The organism is Sorangium sp. So ce693, from assembly GCF_051521375.1.
GTDB classification, from domain to species: Bacteria; Myxococcota_A; Polyangia; order Polyangiales; family Polyangiaceae; genus Sorangium; species Sorangium atrum.
The window spans coordinates 5152599-5170237 of record NZ_CP150347.1 but is presented as its reverse complement, the minus strand read 5'-3'; the positions used below and the strand labels follow the sequence as shown (position 1 = coordinate 5170237).

Below are 17639 nucleotides of genomic sequence, written 5' to 3'. Positions count from 1 at the left end.
TCTCAGGCCTTTCCTGGAGAAGGGGCCCCGCCGTACGCTCGAGCGACAGGCAAGCTGCGGGGCGGTCGGTCGAGGGCGAAGCGAGGGGACGATGCACGCATTGACGCGGAGATCGGGCGTGAAATCGAGCAGGAGCGCCGCGGGCCGCCGGCGGGGCGGCGCGCTTCACACTGCGACGGCGATGGCCTTCGTGACGGCGCTGCTCGCCGTCGCCGGCGCGTGCCTCGAAGGAGGGCTCCGCTGCGGCGAGGGCTCGTGCCCGATCGGCCATACATGCGCCGTGGACAGGGACGGCAACCCGGCATGCATCGTCCCGACCGAGGTCAATACCTGCGGCAACCGCGTCGTCGAGGACGGCGAGGCCTGCGATGACGGCAACGGCGAGAGCGGCGACGGGTGCAGCTTCGACTGCAGCTCCGACGAGCGCTGCGGCAACGGTATCGTCGATACGATACGCGAGGAAGAGTGCGACTGCGGCGCTGGCGAGTTCGGTCCCACGGACGCTCGATGTCGCGGTCGACAGAACGCGGATTCCGACGGTTATTGCCGGAAGGACTGCAAGGCACATTGCGGCGACGGCGCGGTCGCAGAGCACGAGCAGTGCGACACCGGCGCGCCGGTCGCCGGCTCCTGCGTGAACCTGCGCTATGATTTCGGTCGCCCCGGGTGCACGAGCACCTGCGACGCTCTCTCCACAGCTCCATGCGGCGACTGGAACTGGCGGTTCGAATCCATCGGCACGGTGTTGTCCTTCATGAGCGTGTGGGGGAGCGGGAAGGAGGATGTGTTCGCCGTCCTGGGAAACACGACCGCGCACTACGACGGCCAGAGCTGGCAGATGATGGACTCGCCGACGACAGAATTTGTCTTTGGCATATGGGGTACTGGACCGGATGACGTCTTCGTCGCCGGTCAGGACGGCACGATCCTGCACTACGATGGCCAGAGCTGGCAGATGATGGACTCGCCAACAGGGGAGAATCTCTTCTGCGTGTGGGGGAGCGAATCGAACGACGTCGTTGCCGTCGGTGACAACGGCGCGATCGTCCGCTACGACGGCCAGAGCTGGCACAAGATCGATGCGGAGATCTCAGCGAACTGGCGTCGCGTGTGGGGGAGCGGACCGGATGACGTCTTTGCTGTCGGCCTGGCAGGCGCCATCATGCACTACGACGGCGAGAGCTGGCACGAGATGGATTCACCGACGACGACCAGCTTGCTCGGCGTGTGGGGAAGCGGACCGGACGACGTCTTTGCTGTCGGCCTGGCAGGCGTCATCCTGCATTACGACGGCGAGAGCTGGCACGAGATGGAACACCACCTGTCGGCCGAGCTCTCCTTGGCTGGCGTCTGGGGCAGCGGACCGGGCGATGTCTTCGCCGTCGGTGATGCCGGCACGATCGTCCACTACGACGGCCAGCGCTGGCACCAGCTCGATGCGCAAACGACGGCCGACTTCATCGGCGTGTGGGGCAGCGGCCCGGACGACGTCTTTGCCGTCGGTCAGCTCGGTACGATCGCGCGCCACGACGGCCAGAGCTGGCAGAAGATGGAATCACCGGTGCCGGACGAGCTGGAGCTGCACGCCGTGTGGGGCAGCAGTCCGGACGACGTCTTCGCCGTCGGTCAGGCCGGCGCGCAGGACGGCGCGCAGGACGGCGCGATCCTGCACCACGATGGCCAGGTCTGGCGGACGATGGATTCGCCGACGTCGGCTCGTCTCGGCGGCGTCTGGGCGAGCGGACCGGACGATGCCTTCGCCGTCGGCCAGGCCGGCACCATCCTGCGCTACGATGGCCAGAGATGGCAGACGATGGATTCGGGCACCCTGGATTATCTCGATGGCGTGTGGGGGAGCGGTCCGGACGATGTCTTCGCCGTCGGTCAGGCCGGCACGATCGCGCACTACGATGGTGACAGCTGGCAGGTGACGCTCCTGGACTCAGGGGAATACCTCAATGCCGTCTGGGGGAGCGGGCCAGACGATGTCTTCGCCGTCGGTGACGAGGGCACGATCGCGCACTACGACGGCGAGAGCTGGCAGGTGACGCACTCGGACTCAGGGGAATATCTCCAGGCCGTCTGGGGGAGCGGGCCGACCGATGTCTTCGCCGTCGGGCTGGAGAGCGCGATCTTGCACTACGACGGCGAGAGCTGGCGCAGGATGGAAGCGCCGACGCTGGCATCGCTCTACGGCGTGTGGGGGAGCGGGCCGACCGATGTCTTCGCGGTCGGCACGGGCGGCGCGCTCTTGCGCTACGACGGCATCTCCTGGCTGACGCTCAACTCCACGACGAACTCCACGCTCGACGCCGTGTGGGGCCAGGGCCGGATCTCCTTCGTCGTCGGCCAGGACGCCGCGATCTACCGTCACATCGGTCCGCCGCCAGCGCGGTAGCAGCGCAGCCTCGCCCGCGGCGCGCCCGCTACTTCAGCGTCGGCTTGATCTTCCCCGCCGTGCGCTCGATCAGCTGCTCCTGCTCGCGCTTGCTCCGCAGCGCCGTCTCGGCCGCTTCCCTCGCCTTCCGCTCCTCCTCGGTGGCCTTGACCTGCGCATCGCGCACCTCGGCCTCGGACCGCTGCGCCGTGTCCCGCGCCGTCCTCGCCTCGCCCGCCGCCACGCGGGCCCGCCCGGCCTCGGCCTCCGCGCGCACGCGGGCCTCCTCCGCCTCGCGCTGCATCTTCTCGGCCCGCCTCCGCTGCGCCTCGCTCTCCTGCTGCGCCCTCTCGGCCGCGCTCCGCTGCGCCTCCTCGCTCGCCAGCGCCTTTTTGAGCGTGTCCTCCGTCCTCCGGATCTCCTCGAGCTGCTCCGTGATCACCGTGTTCTGGCGGGTCAGCTTCACGATCCCCGCCCCCGCCGCGACCACCAGCAGCGACAGCGCCGCGATGATCCCGGACACGAGGCGGCGCCTCCCGCGTTGCTGCTGATCGGCGAAGCGGAGCACCTCCTCCAGATAGAGCCTCTCCCGCTCCGGCAGCTCCCCGCGGTAGCGCTCGCGAAAGCCGCGCGCCTCCTCGGCGACCTTGCCGCGCCACAGCGTGTCCGCGGCGCGGCCGCTCGCGTCCCAGAGCCTCGCCGCCGCGCGCAGCCGGTCCAGGAACGCGGCGTCTTCCTGGTTCTCGTCGAGCCAGCGTCGGAGCGTCGGCCACCGCTCGATCAGCGACTCGTGCACGATCTCCACCGTGCTGCCCGCGCGGTCGCTCCCCGTCTCGATCGCCAGGAGCCGCGCGTCGGCGAGCAGCTCCACCACCCGCTCGATCTCGCCTCGATCCCCGGGCAGCTCGCAGAGCTCGCCCAGACTGGCCACCGCCCGCGTCCGCTCCGGCGTCACCAGGCGCTCCAGCACCGCCCGCGCGAGCTTCGCCCGGTGCCCGCTCATCCCGGCCAGCACCGTGTCGGCGTGGCTCGCCAGCGCGCCCGCCACGCCCCCGAGGGCCTCGTAGCTCGCCCGCGTGAGCAGCTTGCGCCCCCGATCGCGCATCTCCCACAGCCGGGCCGCGGTGAACTGAAGCAGCGGCAGCGCGCCGCGCGTCGTCTGCAGCGCGTCGAGGATGCCCTCGATCATCGCCGCATCCTCGATCTCGTGCCGCGCCGCCTCGACCGGGCTCATCAAGGCCTCGCGCAGCCCCTCGCGCCCCATCGGCCGGAGGAACACGAGGCCTCGCGTCATGATCGCCATGAAATGCTCGTGCTCGGCCATCCGCTCGAGGAAATCGGACCGCACGGACAGGACGACCCGGAGCGGCGAGGAGGCGTCGTCGGCGATCCCCGCCAGGCACGCGAGGAACGCCGCGCGCTCGACGGCCGGGGCGCCGAGCGTGAAGAGCTCCTCGAACTGATCGATGAACAGCACGAGGCGCTTCTGCGCGCGGCCCGCCCCCCCGCGCAGCGCGGCCCCGAGCAGGCCGGGCTCGGCGCGCAGCCGCTGGATCAGGGCCCCGCGCATCGCCGCGCCGCCCTGCGGGGAGAGCGCCCTCACGTCGGTGTTGAGGGTCACGCCGGGGTGGTCGAACAGGTCCGCCAGCACCGCCATCGGCTCGCGCCCGGGCCGCACGACGAGCGCCTCCCAGCCCTCGCCGGAGCGCTTGAGCGCCGGGATCACCCCCGCCCTCACGAGCGACGACTTCCCCACGCCAGAGGCCCCAGCGATCGCGAGCAGCGGCTGGCTCCGGAGGCGCGCGACCACGCCCGCGAGATCCTGCGCGCGGCCGAAGAAGCGGTCGGCGTCGGCCTCCTGGAACGAGGAGAGCCCCGCGAACGGGCTCTCGTCGGCGCCGAGGAGGATCTCACGGCGCCCGGGCAGCAGCGGCAGGAGCTCGACAAGGAGCTCCTGCGCAGAGGCGAACCGCTCGGACTTCCGCTTGCGCAGGCAGCGATCGATGATCGCGCCGAGCGCGCCGATCTCCGGACGGCGCGCGCCGACGGTGGGCATCGGCTCGTCGAGCGCCGGCACCGCGAGGAGGTCCATCCGGCCGCACGGGGCGAGCGGGTGCGCGCCGAGCAGGAGCTCGTGGAGCATGACGCCCACGGCCCAGACATCGCTCCACGGGCCGATGTCGATCCCTCTCCACTGCTCGGGGGACATGTACGCCAGCGTCCCGATGATCGCGCCGTCGCGCGTGAGCCCCGTGTCCCCGGCGACGGCGCGATCGCCCGAGAGGATCACCTCTTCCTCGAGCAGCTTGGCGATGCCGAAATCGACCACCTTGATCGCGCCCGCCGCGTCCAGCATGACGTTCTCCGGCTTGAGGTCGCGGTGGACGATGCCGGACGCGTGCGCGCTCGCGAGCGCGCGCACGATGGGGACCACCATGTCGACGGCCAGGCCGGGCGGCACCGGCGCCGTGGACACCGCCTCGCCCGCGTCCGCGGGCCTGCGCTGGTTCATCCAGGCGCGGAGGCTTTGCCCCTCGATGTACTCGAGCACCATGTACGGGGATCCGTCGTGCTCGTTCACCTCGTGGATCGTCACGATGTGCTCGTGCTTGCAGCGCGCGGTGGCCTGCGCTTCGACCAGGAAGCGCTGGACCCCGGCGCTGCTCAGCATGGTGAGGAGCTTGATCGCGACGAGGCGGGCGAGGCGGGTGTCGCGCGCGAGGAAGACCACGCCCATGCCGCCCCGGCCGAGCTCGCGCAGGAGCTCGTAATGGCCGATGCGGGCGCCGGCCGAAGGCGCCGACCTGGCCTGCGCCAGCAGCGAGGGCGGCGGTTCGGCCGTCGCGGTCATCCCGTGGCGCTGCGGCTCGCGGGCGCCCGCGACCACGCCGTCGGCCCTGGCGGTCTCCATGCCGGACAGCGCGGCCGCGGGGGGCGCTGCGCCGGCGATCACCGTGATTGCGTAGCCCGCATCCTCTGGCGAACTGCCGCTCATCGCAGGAGGCTTCTCGTCATCGTGATCGTGGGGCACCGCACCGCCGTGAAAGCATAGACGCGTCCGAGTTCACCAGCACAGCGTTTGCGCGCCGCGGCTCCGGCCCGCCCCCTGCACCGCGACCTCCTCGTGGCCGCCGGGCGCCCCGGGTAGTTCCAACAGCACCCCTGGCCCCGGCCACTTCACAGGAGGACCAGCACGGGTGTAGCCTGAACCACGACGTCTGCTCGTCGCGCCCAGGGCGGCCAGCGCGCGCTCGAGGTTCCGCGGCGCTCCGGAGGAGAGGCACTTGGCTGTCATCACGACGACCCGCAAGCGACCCGCTCAGGTCGGCCTCTCCTGTGTGAAGCGCCTCGTGCCCATCGCTCTCGTGGCCCTGTACGCCTCGCCTGCGGGAGCGCAGGCAGCGCCGCCAACGGCGGAGTCGTCAGCGCCGCCAACGGTGGAGTCGTCAGCGCCGCCGCCGAGCGCTCCAGCGCCGCCAACGGCGGAGTTGCCCCCATCGCCGCCGGCGCCAGCGCCTTCGCCAGCGGCGGAGCCGTCATCGCCGCCACCATGGCACCGGGGAGTCTCCGAGGATCGGAAGCAGAAGGCCCAGGCGCTGTTCGAGGAGGCGCGGGAGCTGCACCGGCGCATGATGCTCGCGGAGGCGCGGGCGAAGTACGAACAGGCGCTGGCTTCCTGGGAGCACCCCGAGCTCCGTCTCTACCTGGGGCGGGCGCTCGCGAGCATCGGTCTGCCGCTGCTGGCCTATGAGAACCTGCGCATGTCGCTGCAATGGGGCCCGGGGGCGCTCGATCCCGAGGCGGAGCAGGAGGCGCGCGCGGCGATGCGCGCGCTCGTGGAGCACGAGCTCGCGGTCATCGAGGTTCGCTGCGACGAGCCGGGCGCCGCCCTGCTGGTCGACGGCAAGCCTTGGTTCGTCGGCCCCGGCACCCGGCGCCGGATCGTGACGCCGGGAGAGCACGTCGTCACGGCGAGAAAGACGGGTTACTTCACGGTCGTCAAGCCCGTCGTCGTGCTCGCCGGCAAAGAGGCTTCGGGCCTGCTCGCGTTGAGCCCCGATACCGTCGTCACCAGCCAGAGGTGGCCCGCATGGATCCCCTGGGCCACGCTCGGGGCCGGCGCCGCCCTGGGCTCGGCCGGCGCCCTGCTGAAATGGCACGCTGGAGCAGCTCACGACGAGGCGGATAAGCGCTTCCAGACCAGCTGCACGCCGTCGTGCATGCCATCCGCCGGCGACGAGTACGAGGGCAGCGTCCTCGAGGACCGGCTCGCGATCGGCGCCCTCATCGCCGGCGGAGCGAGCGCGATCACAGGCACGGTCCTGCTCCTCATGAACAGGCCACAATCGTACCGCACCGACGATCGCGGCGGCGTGAAGCTCGAGATCCTCCCCGCCGCGTCGCTCGACGCTGCGATGCTGTGGGCCCGCTTCGTGCTCTGAGACGCGCCGCCGGACGGTGCCTCGCCCCGGCCTTCCCTCCGGGAGCGGAGACCCGGCGCGGGGCCTTCCCAAGAGGAGGCGCCCCGCCGTACGCTCGCGCCGCAGGCGCCCGGCGCGCCGCGGCGACCTGGGCGAACGGTGGGTTGGCACGACGAGCTGAGGGACGAGCAGAGGATGCGCGCATTCATCCGGAGATGGGGCGTCGAGCGGAACGGGGACGCCGCGGGTCGCCGGCACGGCGGCAGAGCGCTTTGCTACGCGGCTGCGCTGGCGTCCGCGATCGCGCCGATGACCACCCTCGGCGCGTGCTTCGACACCGGAGCCGCGTGCGGCGCGAGCTTCTGCCCGGCCGGCTATGTGTGCGACCCCGACCGCGAAGGCAACCCGACGTGCTTTGCGCGAGCCACGGGCAAGCGCTGCGACGTCCCGCTTACGCCGGACGGCAATACCTGCTTACAGGAAGACCTGAAGAGCGTGTGGGGGAGCGGGCCGAACAACATATTCGCCGTTGGCAAGGGGGGCACGATCCTCCACTACGACGGCAGCAACTGGAAATTCATGCCGCTCGGATCGATCCCACGGAATTCGCTGAACGCCGTGTGGGGGAGCGGGCCCAAAGACGTGTTCGTGGTGGGCGAAGAAGGCACCATCCTTCACTTCGACGGCGAACGCTGGGAAATCATAAAACACGAGTCGATCCCACAAATAACATTGAATTCAGTGTGGGGGAACGGGCCGCGAGACGTGCTCGCCGTCGGCGACGAAGGCACCATCCTGCGCTTCAAAGACGGGCAGTGGAAGGCCACGACACACGAGTCGGCTCCGCGAGCATCATTGAACGCCGTGTGGGGAAGCGGGCCGCAAGACATATTCGCCGTCGGCGAAAACGGCACCATCCTGCACTTCGAGGGCGAGCGCTGGGAAGCCGTGAACCACGAGTCAATCCCGCCAAAATCATTGAATTCCGTATGGGGGAGCGGGCCGCAGGACGTATTTGTCGTCGGTGAGGGCGGCACCATCCTGCACTTCGACGGCACAGACTGGACGGCCATCACATCGGCGCCGACAACACAGAAAACGTTGAATTTCGTATGGGGAACCAGGTGGGACCTTAGCCAGTATGTCGTCTACGTCGTCGGAGATGACGGCATGCTCCTGCGTCACGACAGCCTCGGCTGGAGTCGCCGCCTCCCCGCGGACGCTTCGCTCAATGCCATATGGGGCGACGCCCTGAAATTCCATATCGTCGGCGACAACGGCGTAGCCATCTCCGAGAGCGTCTCCGTGTCACCGTGGTAGCAACAGGCTACTTTAACGTCGCGTCGATCTTCCCCACGGCGCGCTCGATGAGCAGCTCCAGCTCGCTCTTGCTCCGCAGCTCCGCCTCGACGGCCCTGGTCTTCTGCTCCTCCTCGGTGGCCTTGACCTCGGCCTTTCGCGCCTCGGCCTCGGCCTTCTGCGTCTCACCCCGCGCCATCCGCGCCTGGTTGGCCGCGACGCGGGCCCTCTCGGCCTCTGCCTCCGCCCGGTCCCGGGCCTCCTCGGCGTCGCGCTGCAGCCGCTCGGCCCGCCGCCGCTGCGCCTCGCTGTCCTGCCGCGCCGCCTCGCTCTCCTGTCGCGCCCTCTCCGCCGCGCTCCGGGCCGCCTCCTCGCGCGCGAGCGCCTCCTTCAACGTGAGCTCCGCGGTCCGGATCTCCTCGAACTGTTTCATGATCACCTGGTACTGGCGGGTCACCTTCACGTATCCGCCCCCCGCGGCGAAGGCCAGCAGCGACAGCGCCGCGATGATCCCGGACGCGAGCCGGCGCCTCCCGCGTTGCTGCTGGTCGGCGAAGCGGAGCACCTCCTCCAGATAGAGCCTCTCCCGCTCCGGCAGCTCCCCGCGGTAGCGCTCGCGAAAACCGCGCGCCTCCTCGGCGACCTTGCCGCGCCACAGCGTGTCCGCGGCGCGGCCGCTCGCGTCCCAGAGCCTCGCCGCCGCGCGCAGCCGGTCCAGGAACGCGGCGTCTTCCTGGTTCTCGTCGAGCCAGCGCCGGAGCGTCGGCCACCGCTCGATCAGCGACTCGTGCACGATCTCCACCGTGCTGCCCGCGCGGTCGCTCCCCGTCTCGATCGCCAGGAGCCGCGCGTCGGCGAGCAGCTCCACCACCCGCTCGATCTCGCCTCGATCCCCGGGCAGCTCGCAGAGCTCGCCCAGGCTCGCCACCGCCCGCGTCCGCTCCGGCGTCACCAGGCGCTCCAGCACCGCCCGCGCGAGCTTCGCCCGGCGCTCGCTCATCCCGGCCAGCACCGTGTCGGCGTGGCTCGCCAGCGCGCCCGCCACGCCCCCGAGCGCCTCGTAGCTCGCCCGCGTGAGCAGCTTGCGCCCCCGATCGCGCATCTCCCACAGCCGGGCCGCGGTGAACTGCAGGAGCGGCAGCGCGCCGCGCGTCGTCGCCAGCGCGTCGAGGATGCCCTCGATCATCGCGGGATCGTCGATCTCGTGCCGCGCCGCCTCGATCGGCCTCATCAAGGCCTCGCGCAGGCCCTCGCGCCCCATCGGGCGGAGGAACACGAGGCCGCGGATCATCGCCGCCATGAAATGCTCGTGCTCGGCCATCCGCTCCAGGAAATCGGCTCGCACCGCCAGGACCACCCGGAGCCGTGACGAGGCGTCGTCGGCGACCCCCGCGAGGCACGCGAGGAACGCCGCGCGCTCGACGGCCGGGGCGCCGAGCGTGAAGAGCTCCTCGAACTGATCGATGAACAGCACGAGGCGCTTCTGCGCGCGGTCCGACCACGCGCGCAGCCACGCGCCCAGGAGGCCGGGCTCGGCGCGCAGCCACGGGGCCAAGGCCGAGCCCGCCGCCGCGGCGCCCTCCGGAACGGGCGTCGGCGGAGCTGCGCCCAGCGTCGCGGCGGCATGGCTGGACAGATCCGCGAGCGCTGCCATCGGCTCACGCCCGGGCCGCACGACGAGCGCCTCCCAGCCCTCGCCGGAGCGCTTGAGCGCCGGGATCACCCCCGCCCTCACGAGCGACGACTTCCCCACGCCCGACGCCCCGGCGATCGCGAGCAGCGGCTGGTTCCGGAGCCGCGCCGCCACGCCCGCGAGGTCCTGCGCGCGGCCGAAGAAGCGGTCGGCGTCGGCCTCCTGGAACGAGGAGAGCCCCGCGAACGGGCTCTCGTCGGCGCCGAGGAGGATCTCACGGCGCCCGGGCAGCAGCGGCAAGAGCTCGGTCAAGAGCTCCTGCGCGGAGGCGAACCGCTCGGATTTCCGCTTGCACAGGCAGCGATCGATGATCGCGCCGAGCGCGCCGAGCTCCGGGTGGCGCGCGCTGACCTGGGGCATGGGCTCATCGAGGAGCGTCACGCCCAAGAGCCTCCCCGGGTTGACGGGCGCGAGCGGGTGCGAGCCGATCACGAGCTCGTGGAGCATGATGCCGACCGCCCAGATATCGCTGGCTTGATCGATGTCCGTCCCCCTCCACTGCTCGGGGGACATATAAGGCATCGTTCCGATGACCGCTCCTTCGCCGGTGAGCCGCGTATTCTTGTGCTCGGCGGCCTCGCGCTCGACCGCGAGGCTCGCCTCGTCGTCGCGCAGCTCCGCGATGCCGAAATCAACCACCTTGATCGCCCCCGACGCCTCCAGCATGATGTTCTCGGGCTTGAGGTCACGGTGGATGATGCCGGACACGTGCGCTCGCGAGAGCGCGCGCACGACGGGGACCATCATGTCGACCGCCAGGCCGGGCGGCACCGGCGCCGTCGACACCCCTTCGCCGGCGTCCGCGGGCCTGCGCTGCCTCATCCAGGCGCGGAGGCTCTGCCCCTCGATGTACTCGAGCACCATGTACGGGTATCCATCGTGCTCGTTCACCTCATGGATCGTCACGATGTGCTCGTGCTTGCAGCGCGCGGTGGCCTGCGCCTCGATCAGGAAGCGCTGTAGACCGCTCCTGCTGAGCCTCGTGAGGAGCTTGATTGCGACGAGGCGAGCGAGCCGGATGTCGCGCGCCAGGAAGACCACGCCCATGCCGCCCCGGCCGAGCTCGCGCAAGAGCTCGTAGTGGCCGATGCGGGTGCCGGCCATGGGCGGATCGGCTCGCGGAATCGACGAGGACGGCGGAGCGCTCGCGTCGCTCACCGCGTCGCGCCTCGCCCCATGAACGCCGGCCGGCACGACACTGACCGTCGCCCCGGCGGCGGCGAGCGCGGTCCGCGGGAGCCCCCTGCCCACGAGCGCCGCGCCGGAGTCGGCCACGTCCACGAGGCTCTCGGTGCTGATGCCAGAGCGCCCTTCACGCTCGAGCGGCGCCGCGCCGGAGGATCGACGGACCGACTCCAGGGTGATCAGCTCGGTGGGCACCGCCACTCCTCCCTGTAAAAAGACATGTCCATCAAAATCGTCGCCTCCGCGACGGCTGGCGCGATGACGAGAGCATAGGCGCCCAGCGCAGCCGTGTACACACAGACCCGCCGCCAGAGCGCTTCACACAGGACATGCGCGGGCATATCCTGGAGCGCGGAGCTTGCTCATCGGCCCGGCGAGCGGGGCGAACGCACGATGTGGCATGACGGGCGAGCCGGAGGAGAGCGATTGGCTTTCATGGCGACGACCCGTAGACGACCTGTCCACGTCTCCCTTCCGTCGGCGAAGCTCCTCCTGCCCATCACCCTCCTGGCCCTCTGCGCTACGCCTGCGCTCGCCCAGGCGCCGCCGCCGTCATCGTCCTCATCGCCGCATCCTCCAGCGACAGCGGAGTCGCCGTCGCCCCCGGCATCGTCGGCGCCCCCGTGGCATCAGGGCATCTCCGAGGATCGAAAGCAGATGGCCCGCGCGCTCTTCGAGGAGGCCCGGAATTTTCACCGGCGCATGATGTTCGCCGAGGCGCGGGCCAAGTACGAAGAGGCGCTGGCTTTGTGGGAGCACCCCGAGCTCCGGCTCTATCTCGGGCGGGTGTTGAGGAGCATCGGCCTGCCGGTGCTGGCCTATGATAACCTGCGCCTCTCCCTGCGATGGGGGCCTGGCTCGCTCGACGCCGAGAAGGAGCAGGAGGCGCGCACGACGCTGCGGGCGCTCCTGGAGGAGGAGCTCGCCGCCATCGAGATCCGCTGCGACGAGCCGGGGGCCACCGTGCTGATGGATGGCAAGCCCTGGTTCGTCGGCCCCGGCGCCCGGCGCCAGATGGTCACGCCCGGAGAGCATGTCCTCACAGCGAGAAAGGACGGCTACTTCACCGTCGCCAAGCCCATCTTCATGGTCGCCGGCAAAGAGGCCTCCGGCCAGCTCGCCCTGAGCGCCGATACCGTCGTCGCCAGGCAGCGCTGGCCCGCCTGGCTCCCCTGGGCCACGCTCGGGGCTGGGGCGGCCGTCGCCGTCATGGGTGGCCGGTTGATGTGGCAGGCCGATGACCTTCATGGATACGCCCAGGAGCGGAGCGTGCGCGAGTGCGGTCGGTCGTGCCCTCCGTCCCCCGGCTTCCAGTACGACGCCAGCGTCAACGAGAGCTGGCTGGCTGCCGGCTCCCTCCTCGCCGGCGGAGCAACGGTGATCACGGCGACGGCCATGCTCTTCATGAACAGGCCACAGATCTACCGCACCGAGGACCGAGGTGGCGTGAAGGTCGAGATCCGGCCCGCCGCGGCGCCCGACGCTGCGATGGTGTCGACCTGGCTCGCGTTCTGAGCCGGCGGCGATGAGCCGGCAGGATCGAGCGGCGCGTTCACTCGCAGATGTCGATTGCCGTCTTGCACTTGCCAAACTGGCAATAGCCGCGCCTCCCGAGCGCCGGGTCCGGACATTCGACATCTGGACAATCGGCGTTCGTCGTGCACGCCTGGCCCGTCGCGGGAGTCGTCGCCAACGCCATGGCCCTCTCATAGAAGAAGACGCACAGGGCCCCTGCGTCGGGCTCGTGACGCTGATCCTCCACCTCCTGCAAGGCCTTCTTGTAGCTCTCGTTCTCCTCGAAGCACGGGTGTTCCTGCGGGAGATCGGCGGCCTCCATACCGACGTCGCTCTCGCAACCCTCCTGCTGCGCCGCACAGGCCATGAGGCTCTGGATCTGGTTGAAGACCGGCGTGCAGACGTTCATCTCCTTCACTGCCTGGTCGTGGAGTAGGCTCATCCTGGCCGCGCACTGCTCGGCCGCCACGCCCTCGCTCAGCTTCCCGCACTCGGCCAGCTTGTCGCAGCGGATCTCCTCGGGATCTGGCGGCGCTCCGGGCTCGCTCGAACAACCCGGCAGGGCCACAGCGACGGCGCAGACGAAGGGACCGCAGAGGAGGATGTTCTGGATCGTTCTCATGATTTTTTACCTTTCGCTGTCATCTCCGGCGAGCCGGGTTGGCAGAGCGTCATCGCATCCGGCGTGCCGCCCCTGCGCGCGATGGCGATCCGCAGCAGATCGGCCGCGCGATCGAAGAAGATCGGCCGCACAATCGAGCGGTCGGCCCGCGGCCGCTGTCCCGTCCTGGGCCAGCGCGCGGGTGGCAAACTTTGCCGTCGTGGCAAAGCTTGCCAGCCCTCGGAGGAAGAGGCGGCAAGGATTGCCATCGCGCGCCGCCCCCGCGCCCCGGACGCGCCGAGGCGACCACGACTTCCCTCCCGGACCGACGCCCCTTCCTCGGGCCGGCTCGCGACCCATCAGATCTCCGTGGTCTACTGTTTGCGTGCGCCGCTCGGGGTGCCCCCGGCGAGCTGAGGACGTCGTTCCAATCGCGAACGGGGCAACCGATTCGTTGGATCTCGAGGTGTCCTCGATGGCATCGAACCAGCCCTCAGCCGAGGTGCACGGTCGCTGAGCGAGGGCGAAGGCGAGGGTAGAATGCGACTACGGGGCAAGGAGCCGAGCCCAGCGGTCTCGGGTCGTCGGCGAGGCGGAGACGCGCTCCGTCATGCAGCGACGTCGGCGTTCGTGATGTCGTTGATCTACACCCCGAGTGGCATGCCGACAGGGTGCGCACAGGGCTCGGCTCGTGTTCTGAGCCCGAGCCTCACGCGCTCCGCTTCCCCTCCCGCGCCGAGATACCGAATTGCTTGAGCTTGAAGGTGAAGGTGCGGACAGGCATCCCGAGGAGCGCCGCCGCCCGCTTCTGGACCCCGTCCGCGGCGTCGAGCGCCTGACGCATGCGCGTGCGCTCGATTTCCCGGAGCTCCTCGGCGATGGGCTTGAAGCGGGCGGGCGCCGCGGCGGGCGGGGCCGAGGTGTTGTCCACCGTGGTCCGCGGCGGGACATCGAGCCCGGCGATGCGCTCGGGCAGCCCCCAGGGCTCGAGCGCCGGGCCGTCCGCCGTGGCGGCCGCGTACTCCATCGCGTTCTTGAGCTCGCGCACGTTGCCAGGAAACGGGTGAGCGAAGAGCGCGGCGAGCGCGGCCTCCGAGAGCTCGAGCGCAGGCCGCCCGGTCCGAGCGCACGCCTCGGCGAGGAACAGACGGGCCAGGATCGGCAGCTCACGCCGCCTGTGCCGGAGCGGGGGCAGCTCGACGACGGCGGCGCTCAGGCGGAAGAGCAGGTCTTGACGGAAGCGGCCGGCGTGGACCTCGGCCTCGAGATCGCGGTTCGTGGCAGCGACGATGCGGATGTCCACCTCGCGATCGCGGACGTCGCCGAGGCGGGTGATCCGCTTCGCCTCGAGCGCGCGGAGCAGCTTGGCCTGCGCGCCGAGGGGCAGCTCGCCGATCTCGTCGAGGAAGACGGTGCCGCCGTGCGCTCGCTCCAGCAGGCCGGGCTTGGGCGCCCGCGCCTCCGAGAACGCGCCCTTCTCGTAGCCGAAGAGCTCGCTCTCCACCAGCGCGTCCGGGAGCGCGGCGCAGTTGAGCGTGATCAGCGTCTTCTGCGCCCGCGCAGACCAGTGGTGCACGGCCGCGGCGGCGTTCTCCTTGCCCGCCCCCGTCTCGCCGAGGACGAGGACCGGCAGATCGCTCGCCGCGAGGCGCCGGATCAGCTCGAACAGCCGGATCATGGCCGAGTCGGCCACCACGATGGTGCGATCGCCGATGACGTGCCGGACGGCGGTCTGCGAGGCGAAGGCGATCGCCCCCGGAGCCGCGATCGACGCGGCGGTCCGCGCGCCCGCCAGGAGCGTCTCGGTGTCGCCGCCGTCGAACGGGTAGGAGGCCAGTCCGCCGCGCGCCTCGGGGGCCAGCGGCGCGATCGCCTCGAGCACCTGGAGCACCGCGGCGCGCGCCGCCTCTCCGCCGAGTTCGGGAAACCCGATCGCCAGGTGAGAGGCGCCGTCCCAGGCGACGATGTCCACGAGCCGGAGCGCCGAGAGCGCCCGATGCGCGAGCATCGTGCGCATCTGCACGGACCCGAGGGACACCACCGCCAGGCCGAACGGCCGCGCCGAGTCGGCGGCGCGCTCGATCTCCTCCTCCACGCGCCGGCGCAGCCGGCCCATCTCGATGAGGGTGCTGCCCCGGGGCGGCGCCTCGCGCCGGAGGATCAGCGTTGTATCGCCCATGGTGATGACATCGCCGGAGCCGAGCGCGCACGAGCCCTCGATGCGCTCGCCGTTGACGAGCGTCCCATTGTGGCTGCCGAGATCGGTGATCCGGATCTCGCCTCTGGAGAAGACGAGCTCGGCGTGCCGCCGGGAGACCGCCGCTGTGTCGAGCCTCACGTCGGCCTCGTCGCTGCGCCCCACGACGAGCACGCCGTCGTCGGGCAGGGCGCGCCTGTACGATGAGGAAGCGCCGATGACGAGGAGGTAGGAGTAGATTCCCGGGCTGTCCGGGGACTGCCGCAGATCGAAGGTCTGCGTCGTCAACGGCGAGCTCTCGGGGCCGCTCATCAGGCCGAGGCTATAGTCGAAGCCCGCGCCCATGCAAGCTGCGAGCCTCTCGGGTCAGCGACGGACCACAGCGCTTTCCGCGGCTCAAGCGTGGATGGCGTGGCCGGGGCGCTTCGAAGGAACCCCTCTCCCGCCCCGGAACCTTCGCCGCCGGCGCCTGTCAAGAGCGCTATCGAAGGAGGCACTCGTCATGGCTGAAGCTTTCCACATGGGCGGCTGGGGCATGTTTCCGACACTCGTCTTCGGGCTGCTGCTCCTGGCCGCATCCGTCCGTTATGCCATCTCGCCCGAGCGGCGCTTCGTACCCCTCCAGGTGAGCCTCGGTATCCTGACGCTGGTGGCCGGCGGGCTCGGGTTCGTCAGCGGCACCATCAAATCGCTCACGTACATCGGCGCGGTGGACCCCGACACGCGCTGGATATGGCTCGTCGGCATCGGCGAGTCGCTCAACAACATCGGGCTCGCGCTCGCGCTCCTCGTCCTCTCGTCCATCGCCGCCACCGTGGGGGCTTACCGCTTCTCGCAGATGGAGCCTGCCCGCTGACGGGGAGGCGTCCTGCTGCGGTCTCCGGCCCATCCCGCCGCCGACGCCGCGCTCGTCCGCCGTCGGCCAGCAGCCTCAGGGGGCCGGGCGCCCGACCGCCGCGAGCGCGACGCGCCGCTCGATCCCCAGGAACAGCAGCGGCAGCGCCACCGTGAACACGATCGACAGCCCCGCGACGACCGGCATGCCGTCGAGGCGGTGGTCCGGCAGCTCGTGGAGCAGCCTGGCCGACGAGAACGCGGCGAGCGCGGACGCCATGTGCTGCACGGCCGACTGCATCGAGGTGAAGCGCGCTCGCTCGGCGGGGCGCGGCACCTTCGACGTCAGCGTGTTGTGCGAGACGTTGCGGAACGTCATGCCCAGCATGAAGACGATGAAGATGGCGAGCACCGGCAGCCCCGGCGTATACGAGACGAACCCCGCGTACAGGACGCTCACGAGCACCACCGCCCCCACCGAGCCCGTCTGGAACGCGCCGAAGCGGTCCACCAACGGGCCCACGGCCCGCATCGCGAAGAAGCTCACAAGGCCCCCCACGAAGTAGAGCAGCCCGAGCCGCTCGCGCGGATACCCGAGGTTGTACTGCACGTACGCAGAGATGTTGGGGATCACCAGGAACGACGCCACCGTCAGGATCGCCGTCGTCGCGTACGAGAGCAGCACGATCGGCCGGCCGAGGAGCGCGCCGAGATCGCCGAGCGAGCTGCCGGACGGCCGCGCGTCGGTCAGGTGATCCCGCATCGAGGGCAGGAGGAAGATCGCGAGCCCGGCGACGAGCAGCCCGAGCGCCGCGACCGCGAAGAACGGCAGCGGAAAGCCCCCGCGACGCGCGAGCTCCAGCCCGGCGGGGACGCCGAGCACCGAGGCGACCGAGAACGAGGCCATCACGACGCCCATCGCCTTGCCGCGCCGCTCGGGCGGGATGACGTCGGCGACGATCGAGAACGAGACGGACGTCGCGGGCCCGCCGAACGCCCCCGCGAGCACGCGCGCCGCCATGAGGCTCGGGAGCCCCGTCGCGAAGCCCCCGGCCGCCGTGCCGGCGACGAGGCCGAGCATCGCCACGGCGAGCGCGCTGCGGCGGTCGAAGCGGTCGAGGAAGAACGCGCCGGCGAGGCCCGAGATCGCGGCCGCCGCCGTGTAGCTGCCGCCGATGAAGCCGATGCTGGACATCGGGATGCCGAGCGCGACCGCGAAGTCGGGCCCGAGCGGCATCACCATCACGAAGTCGAGGATGTTGATGAACTGGACCGCTGCGACAAGGAAGATGATGCTCGATTCGGAGCGCTGTCTGGACACGAGGGTTGACTCTAGTCGACTCCGAGCGCGCCCGCCCCGCCTCGACGCGAAAAAGCGCCGCGACTCGCCGCGCCCATGCCCTCACGCGCACCCTCACCGCTCCCCTGCTCACGTCGGCTCGCGCGTTGCGCGGGTTGCTCCCGGCGCAACGCCGCGTTGCGCGCTCGCACCGTTGTCCCTCCATGAGGTCCACCTT

11 protein-coding genes are annotated in these 17639 nt (G+C 70.7%); 5 read left to right on the top strand and 6 right to left on the bottom strand.

The window, feature by feature from the left end; translation table 11 throughout:
• Positions 1-118: 118 nt before the first annotated feature.
• Complete coding sequence (locus WMF14_RS19320) at positions 119-2398, top strand: glucosyltransferase-I (protein WP_437802897.1); 2280 nt, start codon at positions 119-121, stop codon at positions 2396-2398.
• Positions 2399-2426: 28 nt separating this feature from the next.
• Here WMF14_RS19320 and WMF14_RS19315 read toward each other — a convergent pair whose 3' ends face one another.
• Positions 2427-5372: an nSTAND1 domain-containing NTPase gene (locus WMF14_RS19315; RefSeq protein ID WP_437802895.1), complete on the bottom strand. Its 2946-nt coding sequence runs from the start codon at positions 5370-5372 to the stop codon at positions 2427-2429.
• Positions 5373-5661: 289 nt separating this feature from the next.
• On the opposite strand from WMF14_RS19315, the gene WMF14_RS19310 reads away from it, so the two are divergent.
• Together WMF14_RS19310 and WMF14_RS19305 are read left to right on the top strand one after the other, a co-directional pair.
• The gene (locus tag WMF14_RS19310) at positions 5662-6819 is read left to right on the top strand and encodes a hypothetical protein (RefSeq protein ID WP_437802893.1); all 1158 of its coding nucleotides are present in this window, start codon (positions 5662-5664) and stop codon (positions 6817-6819) included.
• 174 nt (positions 6820-6993) lie between these two features.
• A complete protein-coding gene (locus WMF14_RS19305) occupies positions 6994-8118 on the top strand; it encodes a WD40/YVTN/BNR-like repeat-containing protein (RefSeq protein ID WP_437802892.1) in 1125 nt (374 codons plus the stop codon).
• A 7-nt stretch (positions 8119-8125) separates the two neighbouring features.
• Here the strand turns inward: WMF14_RS19305 and WMF14_RS19300 are convergent, their stop codons facing one another.
• Complete coding sequence (locus tag WMF14_RS19300) at positions 8126-11089, bottom strand: nSTAND1 domain-containing NTPase (RefSeq protein WP_437804239.1); 2964 nt, start codon at positions 11087-11089, stop codon at positions 8126-8128.
• A gap of 543 nt (positions 11090-11632) precedes the next feature.
• On the opposite strand from WMF14_RS19300, the gene WMF14_RS19295 reads away from it, so the two are divergent.
• Positions 11633-12490 carry a hypothetical protein gene (locus tag WMF14_RS19295; protein ID WP_437802890.1) on the top strand — a complete coding sequence of 286 codons (858 nt, stop codon included), beginning with the start codon at positions 11633-11635 and terminating at the stop codon, positions 12488-12490.
• A gap of 37 nt (positions 12491-12527) precedes the next feature.
• Here the strand turns inward: WMF14_RS19295 and WMF14_RS19290 are convergent, their stop codons facing one another.
• From WMF14_RS19290 to WMF14_RS19280, 3 genes are all read right to left on the bottom strand, one after another.
• Positions 12528-13112, bottom strand: coding sequence for a hypothetical protein (locus tag WMF14_RS19290; RefSeq protein WP_272098821.1), 585 nt, complete (start codon positions 13110-13112; stop codon positions 12528-12530).
• On the bottom strand, positions 13109-13360 hold the full coding sequence (locus tag WMF14_RS19285) for a hypothetical protein (RefSeq protein WP_437802888.1): 252 nt from the start codon (positions 13358-13360) through the stop codon (positions 13109-13111). The genes WMF14_RS19290 and WMF14_RS19285 overlap by 4 nt, the downstream gene beginning before the upstream one ends.
• A 440-nt stretch (positions 13361-13800) precedes the next feature.
• Positions 13801-15633 carry a sigma 54-interacting transcriptional regulator gene (locus tag WMF14_RS19280; RefSeq protein ID WP_437802886.1) on the bottom strand — a complete coding sequence of 611 codons (1833 nt, stop codon included), beginning with the start codon at positions 15631-15633 and terminating at the stop codon, positions 13801-13803.
• Positions 15634-15790: 157 nt separating this feature from the next.
• Between WMF14_RS19280 and WMF14_RS19275 the strand changes: the two genes are divergently transcribed.
• The gene (locus WMF14_RS19275) at positions 15791-16144 is read left to right on the top strand and encodes a hypothetical protein (RefSeq protein ID WP_272098815.1); all 354 of its coding nucleotides are present in this window, start codon (positions 15791-15793) and stop codon (positions 16142-16144) included.
• A gap of 75 nt (positions 16145-16219) precedes the next feature.
• On the opposite strand, the gene WMF14_RS19270 is transcribed toward WMF14_RS19275, so the two are convergent.
• On the bottom strand, positions 16220-17443 hold the full coding sequence (locus WMF14_RS19270; protein WP_272098813.1) for an MFS transporter: 1224 nt from the start codon (positions 17441-17443) through the stop codon (positions 16220-16222).
• Positions 17444-17639: the final 196 nt, after the last annotated feature.